The organism is Polaribacter butkevichii (assembly GCF_038024105.1).
GTDB classification, from domain to species: domain Bacteria; phylum Bacteroidota; class Bacteroidia; order Flavobacteriales; family Flavobacteriaceae; genus Polaribacter; species Polaribacter butkevichii.
Window position 1 is genome coordinate 4,070,436 of sequence record NZ_CP150661.1, and the last position, 9,128, is coordinate 4,079,563.

The window sequence follows — 9,128 nt, forward strand, 5'->3', positions numbered from 1 at the left end:
TTTTATTGATATTTTAAATAAGAATTTAATATAGGAATACGTATATTTCATTTTTATTATAAATAATCAAAAGATACCTTTTATGTCTACTACTGTTCAGCAGCCGTCCGAAACAAAAAATAATACACTTATTCCTATACTTATTATTGCAGGATTATTTTTTATTTTTGGGTTTGTTACTTGGATCAACGGAGCGTTAATTCCGTTTATGAAAACCATTAATGAGCTTACGGATGCACAGTCTTATTTAGTAGCATCTGCATCTTATATTTCTTTTGTGGTAATGGCTTTGCCTGCATCTTATGTAATTAACAAAATTGGTTACAAAAAAGGGATGTCTTTAGGTTTAATTGTGATGGCAATTGGTGCTTTATTGTTTATTCCGGCTGCAGAAGCAAGAACTTACTGGATGTTTTTATCGGCAATTTTTATTCAAGGAATCGGAATGACATTGTTACAAACCGCTTCTAATCCTTACATCACTATTTTAGGACCTATAGAAAGTGCTGCAAAACGTATTTCAATTATGGGAATTGCTAATAAAGTAGCAGGATCTTTAGGTTCTGTAATCTTCGGAGCAATTTTATTATCAGGCATAAAAGAAATTAAAGACAAATTAAATGTTGTAGACGAAGCTGAAAAAGCAAGTTTATTAGATACGATGGCAGATAGTGTTGTTACGCCTTATATTGTAATGGCTGTTATTTTATTTGTGTTGGGTATTTTAATTAGAAAAGCACCTTTACCACATGTAGAAGCGCAACCAATTGAAGTATCTAAATCTGGAGAAAAAACCAAAACGAGCATCTTTCAATTTCCTCATTTATGGTTGGGTGTTTTAGCATTGTTTTTATATGTAGGTGCAGAGGTTATTGCTGGTGATACAATTATTTCTTATGGAATTTCTCTAGATATTCCTGTAGAACAAGCCAAATTTTTTACCACCTATACATTAATGGCAATGGTGGCTACCTATGCTTTAGGCGCCTTTTTAATACCTAAATATATTACACAATCTTTCGCTTTAAAAGCAAGTGCAATTCTTGGTATTGTATTCTCATTTTGTATTATGTATGCAACCGGATTTACATCGGTGCTTTTTGTGGCTGCTTTAGGAATTGCAAATGCATTGGTTTGGCCTGCAATTTGGCCATTGGCATTAACAGGTTTAGGTAAGTTTACAGAAAGAGGGTCTGCTTTGTTAATTATGGCAATTTCTGGTGGCGCTATTATTCCGCCCTTGTATGGTTTTATTGTCGATAATAAAAAAGAAGATTTAATAATATCTGGCGTAAATGAAGTGAATGCATTGGCAGAAGCTTCTTCTTTTGGGTATTGGATTCTGTTACCTTGTTATATCATTATTCTTTATTATGCTTTTGGTGGACATAAAGTTGGTTTGAAAAAAGGGTAGATTGTTTGGAAAAAAGGGGGTGTACAGCATTAGGAAAGACCGATAGAATATCGGATATTTGAATTATAAAAAGAATAATATGGCAACAGTTGACAAAATAAGAACTGCATTAATTGACAAAATTCTATCGATTAACAATAAAGATTTTTTAGAAGCTCTTGATAAACTAATTTCATCAAGTAAATTTGAATTAGAAATCGTAGAATTAACGGATGAGCAAAAGTTAATGTTGGAAATGAGTGAAAATGATATAAAAACTGGAAAACTCATTTCTCAAGAAGCAATGAATAAAAGGAATCTTGAATGGCTAAACGCAATATAGTTTGGACAAGAACGGCTGACATTCAATTCGTGGGAATTTTAGAATATTGGGTTAAAAAGAATAAATCGAATAGATTTTCAAAAAAACTTTTGAAATTAGTTACTGAAAGAACCTCACAGATTTCTGAAAATCCTTTTATTTATAAGTCAACTGATTTTAAAGATGTTAGAATCGCTTCTTTAAGAAATTTTAGTATTTATTACAAAGTTACTGATGAACAAATATTAGTTACTGCCTTTTGGGATAATCGACAAAATCTGAAAAAACTTTTGAAAATTATGGAGAATGAAAAATAACGTTACATAGTACCATCTGTAGTTTATTGTTTGGTTATCGCTTATTTATGTAAATTATTACGAATTTTCTATTCTGTTTTTATTTACTAAATTAGTTGCTTAAAACACGAAACAAACCATATACAATCACATTCTACACAATTTGGTTGCGTTACCAAGATTAGGTATATTTGAATAAATTAGATTTTAAATGGGAAAAAACACATCAATATCAATCGGAAACTATTTTGAAGATTTTATTAAACAAGAAGTAAAATCAGGAAGATATAGCTCAGTAAGTGAAGTAATTCGTTCAGCATTACGTTTGCTAGAAAGTGAAGAAAATAAAGAAAGAGAATTAATTAAAGCTCTTGAAGTTGGAGAAGAAAGCGGTTTTGTTGAAAATTTCGATCCAAAGCAAAACCTAGCCGAATTACATCGTAAACATTTATGAGTATAAACAAATACAGAATAAGTGAACAAGCAATTAAGGATTTAAATGATATTTGGGTTTATACTTTTTACAAGTGGTCTAAAAAACAAGCGGATAGGTATTACGACCTAATAATCGGAGAAATTGAATTTATATCTGATAACTTTATGATTGGGAAATCGGCTGAACAAACTCGAGAAAATTACAGATATTCAAAAATTAACTCTCATCTAATTTTTTACAGAAAAGCAGAAAATGAAATTGTGGAAATTGTTAGAATTTTGGACCAGAGAATGGATCTGAAAAAACAACTGAAATAACAACTGCGTAGAACGCCGTGTATAAAAAAGTACTTATTTTTAGCTTTATCAAAATTAGCCACATTTCTGTAAACTCATCTTTTACTACATAAAGATATTTAATACAAACTAAAGAAACAACATTCTAAATATTCGCTTTTATCATTCTATCATTTCCAATAAAGTCCTTCTTTAGTTCGATATTTTTAAAACCTTGTTTCTGTAACATTTCTACAGTTTCTTTTCCTAAATATTGATTGATTTCAAAAAACAACAATCCGTTTTTAGTAAGACCTTGTTTTGCTAAAGAAGCAATCTTTTTATAGAAAATTAATGGGTTATGGTCATCAACAAACAGCGCTAAATGAGGTTCGTTTTGCAAAACATTATTATTTACTTCTACCTTTTCTAATTCTCTAACATAAGGCGGATTAGAAACAACGATATCATACTCTTGTGGTAATTTTGCTGCATCTAAAATGTCTATTTCTAAAAAAGAAATAGCGACGTTATTTAAAAGAGCATTTTGTTGTGCTACTTTTAGGGCTTCTGATGAAACATCGATTGCAGAAAGGGTTACGTTCTTTAAATTTTTAGCCAGAGAAATTGGTATGCAGCCAGTTCCGGTACCAATATCTAGAATTTTTAGTTTTTGGTCTGGGTTCTTGCTTCTTAATTTTGGTGTCTCGTTAATAACCCATTCTACCAATTCTTCAGTTTCTGGTCTCGGAATTAAAGTGTTCTCATTTACCTTAAAAGGCAATCCATAAAATTCAGTTTCACCTAAAATATATTGTATAGGTTCTTCTGTTTTTAATCTTTTAACAATCACTTTTAATTCTGATAAAGCTTCATCAATAATTAAAAAATCGGGTTTCATTACAGTATCAATTCTTTGTAAATTGAGTTTTGCCTCAATCAACAAAAAAAAGAAAGCATCAATTTCTGTCTTTGGATAGATTTCTGAAAGTGCTTCTGTAAAATAAAGTCTAAAATCTTTTAATATCATAATTTTTTTAGCATCCAAACTGGGCAAGAATAGTGTCCGGTATTTCCCATGGGTTTATCAAGATTTATAAAACCATTTTTCTTATACAATGCTTGTGCAGCATCCATATAAGGCATCGTTTCTAAATAACAATTTTCAAAACCAATCGATTTTGCTTTTTCTAAACAAGTTTCAATTAATTTAGAACCTAAACCTTTTCCTCTAGTAATTGGCAAGAAATACATTTTTTGAAGTTCGCAAGTTTTACCTTCAAAATTATCTAATTGAGCAATTCCTGCACCACCCACAACCTTGTTTTTGTGTTCTATAACATAATAAAAAGAGGTTGGTTTCTCAAAGTTTTCAAACATTTTATCGGTAGCTTTATCTTCGTAAGCAGTGCCAATTTTTGGAGCGCCCATCTCTAAAAGAACCTCTCTAATTACCATTGCTATTTGTGCATTGTCCTTAGGTAGAATTTCTCTAATGATAAAATCTTTACTTGTCATTTATTACTGTATTTTTGCAAGAGCAATTTACCTAATTTTTTAATGAATTAAGATGAAAAATCATTTATATTTTATACTTTTATTTCTTGTTTTTACAAGCTGTTCTGTAAGTGAAAAGCCTATTTTTATTAAGGTAGATAATGTAAAAGTTTCTAGTTTTACAGGAGATACAATCCGTTTAAAAGCCAATGCTTTTTTTACAAACCCAAATGATGTTGGTGGTAAAATTGCAACCGATGAAATTAAAGTAATTGTAAATGGAGTAGAGGTTGCACAGGTTTCTTCGGATGAGTTTGAAGTACCTGCAAGAAAGGAATTTACGATACCACTAAAAGTGGCAATTCCTGCTAAAAAAGTATTTGATAATAATAAAAATGGTGTTCTAGGAGGCTTGTTAAATTCGTTTTTAAAGAAATCTATAGAGGTTCAATTTAAAGGTGATTTAAAATATAAAGTTTTTGGTTTTTCTAGCGAATATCCAATAGATGAAATACAGAATATTAAATTTTAATTTAGAGTTATCAACCATAAAAAATACATAGAACGCTGTTTGCAAATTGCCCAAAACGGCATTGGGGCTTCTCGTCCTAATCCTTCTGTGGGTGCGGTTGTTGTTTATCAGGATACAATTATTGGAGAAGGTTTTACATCGCCTTATGGGGGCAATCATGCAGAGGTAAATGCAATTGGTGCTGTAAAAGACAAATCGCTTTTAAAAAAGGCTACAATTTATGTAACCCTAGAACCTTGTTCTCACTTTGGAAAAACACCACCTTGTGCAGATTTAATTGTAAAAAACAAACTTAAAAATGTAGTTATTGGTTGCGTAGATTCTAATAGTTTGGTAGCTGGTAAAGGAATTGAGCGTCTTATAAATGCAGGAATAAATGTTATAGTTGGTGTTTTAGAAGACGAATGTAGAGCACGTCACAAACGATTTTTTACGGTTCAAGATAAAAAAAGACCTTATATTATTTTAAAATGGGCACAAACTAAAAATGGTTTTGTGGCTCCGTTAACAAAAGATGCCCAGAAACCTGTTTGGATTTCTAACCAATATTCGCAACAATTGGTACATAAATGGAGAAGTGAAGAACACGCAATTTTAGTAGGGACAAATACGGTAATTGCAGACAATCCTAAATTAAATGTAAGGAGTTGGTCTGGTAAAAACCCTGTAAGAATTGTTTTAGATCGTACTTTAAGAGCACCAAAAAACCTTAGTGTTTTTGATGGAAGTGTTAAAACGATAGTGATTACAGAAAAGCAAGAATGTTTGTTTGACGGTAGTGGAGAACTATTTATAGAAACTATAAAATTCTCTAATAATCTAGCAGGACAAATTTGTGAAGTTTTACAAAAACATAAAATTCAATCTGTAATTATAGAAGGAGGTACGCAAACCTTACAAACTTTTATTGATGAAGATTTGTGGGATGAAGCACGTGTTTTTGTTGGTAAAGTAGCATTTAAAGAAGGTGTAAAAGCACCATTTTTTAATAAGGCAATTAAAGAAAAAATAAACATCAAAACAGATGTTTTAAAAATATATACTAATGATTAAAAACATCATTTTCGATTTTGGCGATATTTTTATCAACCTAGATAAAAAAAAGTTTGCAAAAGAATTACAAAATCTTGGAATTTCGCAAGAATCTGAAGCAAATTTACCTATTCTAAATGACTATGAAATGGGATTAATTTCTACAGAAGAATTTGTTGCCTTTTTTGAAGCCAAATTTAATGTACCTAAAGAGAAATTAATAAAAGCTTGGAATTCTATTCTGTTAGATTTTCCTGAAAAAAGATTAAAATTTATTCAAGAACTTTCAGAAAGTAATAAATACCGATTATTTTTATTAAGTAATACCAATGATTTACATATTTCTTGGGTTAAAAATGATTGGAAGTTAGCTTTGTATACTGCATTTAAAGGTTGTTTTGAGCAATTTTATTTAACACATGAAATACATTTAAGAAAACCGAATCTTAATATTTATGAGTTTGTATTAAATGAAAATAATTTAATTGCAGAAGAAACCCTTTTTATAGATGATACAAAAGAAAATACAGATGCAGCAAACTCTTTAGGTATTCATGTTTGGAATTTAATTCCTGGTCAAGAAGATGTAACGGAGTTATTTGTTAAAAAAGAATTTTTATTTTGATTTACTTACTTTTTAGTATTCTTTTTTCAACCTCATTATTTGTTATTTTTAAATATTTCGACATTTATAAAATAGACACATTAAAAGCCATTGTAGTAAATTACTTGGTTGCTTTTGGTTTAGGTTTTGGACTGTCTGAAATTACATTTTCTATTACAGAAATCCCTGAGAAATCATGGTTTTTTGGGGCTATTATTTTAGGTGCTTTATTTGTTTCTATTTTCTTTGTAATGGCAAATACAGCGCAACAAAATGGTGTTTCTGTAGCTTCTGTTGCAGGAAAAATGTCGGTAGTTATTCCGGTACTTTTTGGTGTTTTATTATATGATGAATCGGTTACTTTTTTTAAAATTGTAGGTATTTTAATCGCTTTAGTATCTGTTTATTTGGCCTCTGTAAAAGAAAAAGAAAGTAATTTACAAAAAGCAGGATTATTGTTTCCTATTTTACTCTTTTTTGGTTCTGGCGCCATAGATACAATTCTTAAATATGTAGAAGTTAATTTTGTGCCAGCAAATGAAGTAGCCCTTTTTTCTGGAAGTTTATTTGGTTTTGCAGCTATTTTTGGCTTGCTAATATTATTGGTAAAAACAATTCAGAAAAGAGAACCATTTGGATTTAAAAACGTTATGGCAGGTATTATTTTAGGAGTACCAAACTACTTTACTATTGTTTTTTTAATTAAAGCTTTACAAACTTCTGGTTTTGAAAGTTCAACTTTGTTTACTATAAATAACGTGTCTGTAGTGGTGGTGTCTACCTTAATAGGATTACTTTTATTTAAAGAAAAATTTAGTTTAAAAAATAAAATAGGAGTTGCTTTGGCAATTATAGGTATTGTATTAGTAACCATTGCATAATATGTTAGAAGACGTTTATAAAACAATAGAAAAACCATCTGAAGAAACACTGTTTAAAGAAAAAGGGTCTAAATTTTTTGGGTATGCTTTTCCTGTTTTATCAGAAGATGATGTAAAAGAACATTTAGAAGACTTAAAAAAGAAACATCACGCAGCACGTCATTTTTGTTATGCATATCAATTAGGTATCGAAAAAATTAAATTTAGAGCAAATGATGATGGGGAGCCTAATAATTCTGCAGGTTTACCAATCTACGGCCAAATTCAGTCTTTTGAAGTAACCAATATTTTAATTGTTTCAGTACGATATTTTGGAGGTACAAAATTAGGTGTAGGCGGTTTAATTTCAGCATATAAAACATCAGCACAAATTACTTTAGAGGCGGCAGATATTTTAGTAAAAACCATTAATGTTTTTTATAAATTGACCTTTAATTATGATATGATGAATGCTGTGCAAAGAATCATCAAAGAAAAAAACATTGAAATTACCAATCAGACTTTAGAAATGAATTGCGAGTATATTATTTCAGTTAGAAAAAAAGATGCAGCTGCTATCTTTACTATTTTTGATAATTTATATAAAGTAGCCGTAAAGGAGGTTTCCTAAAAGAGCATATCAAAACAAAGATTAAAATTGAAGTCAATAAAACTTACTCATAATTTTATTGATAATTTATGTGAATTGACGGTTGAGGTATTCTACTAAAATTAATTTGATTCTAAATAAAATATAGTGTAACTTTATAAAAAAAGTTAAAATAGCTATGTTAAACTTTAATTACACTTATTTATGAAATTACGTCGTATTGCCTACACTAGTAAGGCTACTGTAGAGTTTACTAAGCGTGATTTATTAGATTTACTTCACGATTCTAGAGCCTATAATACCTTAGATAATATTAGCGGAGTGCTAATTCATAAAGAGGGATATTTTCTTCAGATTTTAGAAGGAGAACCTAAAGACCTTAATGATCTTTTAGCTCGCCTTCGTAAAGATACTAGACATACCGAATTTAAAATTATTGATGATCGTTTGGTAGATAAACGAATGTTTTTAAACTGGGCCATGGGTTGTGCAGATTTTGACGATCCTTCTTTAAGCATGATTCCCGGAGTTCGTAGTGGTTTAACAAACCCAGAAGTTATGGAAAGCCTTATTAACAGGCTACCAGAAGTTGCCACTTATTTACATGACAATTTAACCTATCAACAAATAAATGGTGTAGAAACAACAGAAAATAATTAAGATTCTTTTTAAAAAGTGAAATAGAATTTTTTATGTTTCTATTTAATATCCTAAACTTTTTAATAAATAATCCGGACAACGAGTTGGTTTCATCGTTTTAGAATTCATAAAAGCTAAAACAGAACTGCCTGTGCAAATAATTTCATTATTCTGGTTTACAATTTCATATTCAAATTCAATTTTAACCATTGGCTTTTTTCTTAAATAAGTTTTTATAGTTAAAACATCGTCATAGAATGCAGATTTAATAAAATTAAAGTTTATCGAAATTACAGGAAGCATTATACCACTTATTTCCATATCTTTGTATGTAACCCCCAAGGAACGTAACCATTCTGTACGCCCGAGTTCAAAAAATTGAGCATAATTTCCGTGATAGACAACGCCCATTTGGTCGGTTTCTGAATAACGAATTCGTGTTTTAGTTGATGAATTTTTCAAAATGTGTGAACAATTAGTTTTTTACCATTTTACGTAAAAAATAGTTAATAATCAATAGCAAATTGATTTTTTTATACTGAATTTTATTCACATTTTTGTACCACCCTAAAATGGATGTTGAAACCCATTTTTAAATGCTATTGTAATAACAAAAAATTCGCTAAAATTAA

At 29.8% G+C, this 9,128-nt stretch carries 14 protein-coding genes; 11 read left to right on the plus strand and 3 right to left on the minus strand.

All coding sequences use genetic code 11. The features are described 5' to 3' along the window. Positions 1-82: 82 nt before the first annotated feature. The 5 genes from WG951_RS17195 to WG951_RS17215 all read left to right on the plus strand — a co-directional run bounded on the left by WG951_RS17195 (position 83) and on the right by WG951_RS17215 (position 2,764). Positions 83-1,414: a sugar MFS transporter gene (locus WG951_RS17195; RefSeq protein WP_105048157.1), complete on the plus strand. Its 1,332-nt coding sequence runs from the start codon at positions 83-85 to the stop codon at positions 1,412-1,414. Between the two features lie 79 nt (positions 1,415-1,493). Next, positions 1,494-1,736: a hypothetical protein gene (locus WG951_RS17200; RefSeq protein WP_105048158.1), complete on the plus strand. Its 243-nt coding sequence runs from the start codon at positions 1,494-1,496 to the stop codon at positions 1,734-1,736. Further along, complete coding sequence (locus tag WG951_RS17205) at positions 1,718-2,032, plus strand: type II toxin-antitoxin system RelE/ParE family toxin (protein ID WP_105048159.1); 315 nt, start codon at positions 1,718-1,720, stop codon at positions 2,030-2,032. The genes WG951_RS17200 and WG951_RS17205 overlap by 19 nt, the downstream gene beginning before the upstream one ends. 190 nt (positions 2,033-2,222) lie before the next feature. Then, positions 2,223-2,465, plus strand: a complete 243-nt coding sequence (locus WG951_RS17210; protein ID WP_105048160.1) for a type II toxin-antitoxin system ParD family antitoxin — start codon at positions 2,223-2,225, stop codon at positions 2,463-2,465. Further along, positions 2,462-2,764, plus strand: a complete 303-nt coding sequence (locus WG951_RS17215; protein WP_105048161.1) for a type II toxin-antitoxin system RelE/ParE family toxin — start codon at positions 2,462-2,464, stop codon at positions 2,762-2,764. Before WG951_RS17210 ends, WG951_RS17215 begins: the two co-directional genes overlap by 4 nt. Positions 2,765-2,888: 124 nt before the next feature. Here WG951_RS17215 and prmC read toward each other — a convergent pair whose 3' ends face one another. Beyond that, positions 2,889-3,752: a peptide chain release factor N(5)-glutamine methyltransferase gene (gene prmC, locus WG951_RS17220; RefSeq protein ID WP_105049345.1), complete on the minus strand. Its 864-nt coding sequence runs from the start codon at positions 3,750-3,752 to the stop codon at positions 2,889-2,891. Then, on the minus strand, positions 3,749-4,240 hold the full coding sequence (locus WG951_RS17225; RefSeq protein ID WP_105048162.1) for a GNAT family N-acetyltransferase: 492 nt from the start codon (positions 4,238-4,240) through the stop codon (positions 3,749-3,751). The genes prmC and WG951_RS17225 overlap by 4 nt, the downstream gene beginning before the upstream one ends. A gap of 52 nt (positions 4,241-4,292) precedes the next feature. On the opposite strand from WG951_RS17225, the gene WG951_RS17230 reads away from it, so the two are divergent. The 6 genes from WG951_RS17230 to WG951_RS17255 all read left to right on the plus strand — a co-directional run bounded on the left by WG951_RS17230 (position 4,293) and on the right by WG951_RS17255 (position 8,517). Then, the gene (locus WG951_RS17230; protein ID WP_105048163.1) at positions 4,293-4,751 is read left to right on the plus strand and encodes an LEA type 2 family protein; all 459 of its coding nucleotides are present in this window, start codon (positions 4,293-4,295) and stop codon (positions 4,749-4,751) included. 9 nt (positions 4,752-4,760) lie between these two features. After that, positions 4,761-5,804: a bifunctional diaminohydroxyphosphoribosylaminopyrimidine deaminase/5-amino-6-(5-phosphoribosylamino)uracil reductase RibD gene (gene ribD, locus WG951_RS17235; protein ID WP_262510180.1), complete on the plus strand. Its 1,044-nt coding sequence runs from the start codon at positions 4,761-4,763 to the stop codon at positions 5,802-5,804. Further along, complete coding sequence (locus tag WG951_RS17240; RefSeq protein ID WP_105048165.1) at positions 5,797-6,408, plus strand: HAD-IA family hydrolase; 612 nt, start codon at positions 5,797-5,799, stop codon at positions 6,406-6,408. The genes ribD and WG951_RS17240 overlap by 8 nt, the downstream gene beginning before the upstream one ends. Next, positions 6,405-7,268, plus strand: a complete 864-nt coding sequence (locus WG951_RS17245; protein WP_105048166.1) for an EamA family transporter — start codon at positions 6,405-6,407, stop codon at positions 7,266-7,268. The genes WG951_RS17240 and WG951_RS17245 overlap by 4 nt, the downstream gene beginning before the upstream one ends. Position 7,269: 1 nt before the next feature. After that, a complete protein-coding gene (locus WG951_RS17250; protein WP_105048167.1) occupies positions 7,270-7,878 on the plus strand; it encodes an IMPACT family protein in 609 nt (202 codons plus the stop codon). A gap of 183 nt (positions 7,879-8,061) precedes the next feature. After that, complete coding sequence (locus WG951_RS17255) at positions 8,062-8,517, plus strand: BLUF domain-containing protein (RefSeq protein ID WP_105048168.1); 456 nt, start codon at positions 8,062-8,064, stop codon at positions 8,515-8,517. Positions 8,518-8,559: 42 nt separating this feature from the next. Here WG951_RS17255 and WG951_RS17260 read toward each other — a convergent pair whose 3' ends face one another. Next, positions 8,560-8,958, minus strand: a complete 399-nt coding sequence (locus WG951_RS17260; RefSeq protein ID WP_105048169.1) for an acyl-CoA thioesterase — start codon at positions 8,956-8,958, stop codon at positions 8,560-8,562. Between the last annotated feature and the right edge of the window lie 170 nt (positions 8,959-9,128).

Bases quoted from the DNA above. Each gene is read 5' to 3' on its own strand.
- WG951_RS17230 (WP_105048163.1), top strand. From the start codon at position 4,293: ATGAAAAATCATTTATATTTTATACTTTTATTTCTTGTTTTTACAAGC.
- WG951_RS17225 (WP_105048162.1), bottom strand. From the start codon at position 4,240: ATGACAAGTAAAGATTTTATCATTAGAGAAATTCTACCTAAGGACAAT.
- WG951_RS17205 (WP_105048159.1), top strand. From the start codon at position 1,718: ATGGCTAAACGCAATATAGTTTGGACAAGAACGGCTGACATTCAATTC.
- WG951_RS17250 (WP_105048167.1), top strand. From the start codon at position 7,270: ATGTTAGAAGACGTTTATAAAACAATAGAAAAACCATCTGAAGAAACA.
- prmC (WP_105049345.1), bottom strand. From the start codon at position 3,752: ATGATATTAAAAGATTTTAGACTTTATTTTACAGAAGCACTTTCAGAA.
- WG951_RS17240 (WP_105048165.1), top strand. From the start codon at position 5,797: ATGATTAAAAACATCATTTTCGATTTTGGCGATATTTTTATCAACCTA.
- WG951_RS17195 (WP_105048157.1), top strand. From the start codon at position 83: ATGTCTACTACTGTTCAGCAGCCGTCCGAAACAAAAAATAATACACTT.
- WG951_RS17215 (WP_105048161.1), top strand. From the start codon at position 2,462: ATGAGTATAAACAAATACAGAATAAGTGAACAAGCAATTAAGGATTTA.
- WG951_RS17255 (WP_105048168.1), top strand. From the start codon at position 8,062: ATGAAATTACGTCGTATTGCCTACACTAGTAAGGCTACTGTAGAGTTT.
- WG951_RS17200 (WP_105048158.1), top strand. From the start codon at position 1,494: ATGGCAACAGTTGACAAAATAAGAACTGCATTAATTGACAAAATTCTA.
- WG951_RS17210 (WP_105048160.1), top strand. From the start codon at position 2,223: ATGGGAAAAAACACATCAATATCAATCGGAAACTATTTTGAAGATTTT.